1 protein-coding gene and 1 pseudogene are annotated in these 955 nt (G+C 46.1%); both read right to left on the bottom strand.

Going from position 1 to position 955, the window contains the following annotated elements:
• Positions 1-192: 192 nt before the first annotated feature.
• Complete coding sequence (locus Dpoa2040_RS18460) at positions 193-315, bottom strand: hypothetical protein (protein WP_256376369.1); 123 nt, start codon at positions 313-315, stop codon at positions 193-195.
• Between the two features lie 130 nt (positions 316-445).
• A pseudogene (locus Dpoa2040_RS01070) lies at positions 446-909 on the bottom strand (tyrosine-type recombinase/integrase); the annotation flags it as partial.
• Between the last annotated feature and the right edge of the window lie 46 nt (positions 910-955).

Genomic DNA, 955 nt, shown 5'->3' with positions numbered 1-955 from the left:
TCATTCCTTTTTGATTGTATATTACTGGAATGACACAGAATTTCTAACACTCCCCTATTTTCTGGTTTTCATTATGCCTTTTTATAAAACATAAAACGAAATAATGACGCATGATAACCATGAACTCTCTTATTAGCGGTGACTCTCTGACTGGGATCGCTTTTGCCTGTACTGGCTTATATGGCCTCAGGTCTACGACGGATCAGGATAGTTTCGTACTCCAGTGCTGTCGTCATTCAGCTTCATGGTCAGAGTGATCAACACTTTACTGATACAGGTAGTGCGCTGCAAAAAGAGCGCAATACCTGTCATCATCTCAATCCGTGGATACACGATCAGCAGATGAAGACAAACTTGTTACCAGTTGGCCGTCTTCAAACCGGAGCAACTGATCCGCCGCCCATTAGTCAAAAGCACAGATTGGTGCGTTTTCAGCGAGAGGGTCAGCAGTGGCGTACTGCTTCACCCGCATAGCGATTTCCAGATAGCCCAGCTTTTCTATCTTTTTGATGGGAACCAGCAGATCGCCTGTATCCAGTTCAGCAATGTCCTTGTTACCGATGTCAGGAAACAGATAGGTTTCAATACGGGTCCAGACCGAACGCTGATAATCTTCCGACCATGTGGTTTTGGTGGCAAACCAGCTTTTGGCTACCGTTTTGAAAGCGCGGGTATTGTTGCGTTTTTCCTGAATCGCTTTGTTATCAGCCTGCTTTTTAGCGCTCGGATCAATTCCCGCCGCTAACAGCTTTTTGGCATCATCGCGTCGTTGTCTTGCATCAGCCAGTGAAACAGCCGGGTAGACGCCTAAAGCGAGTATTCTTTGCTCTTTTCGAAACGATAAGACAAGCGCCAGTATTTAGATCCATTAGGATGTGTAGTCCCTCCAGTTTTTAGTACCACCGCCAATGAGGATCTCCGGCCAGTTTTTGCCTTGCATAGATAACGGGTGGCA

It is taken from the genome of Dickeya sp. CFBP 2040 (assembly GCF_012273755.1).
Taxonomy (GTDB): domain Bacteria; phylum Pseudomonadota; class Gammaproteobacteria; order Enterobacterales; family Enterobacteriaceae; genus Dickeya; species Dickeya poaceiphila.
The sequence above is the reverse complement of the archived record's forward strand: the minus strand, read 5'-3'. Positions and strand labels throughout refer to the sequence as shown.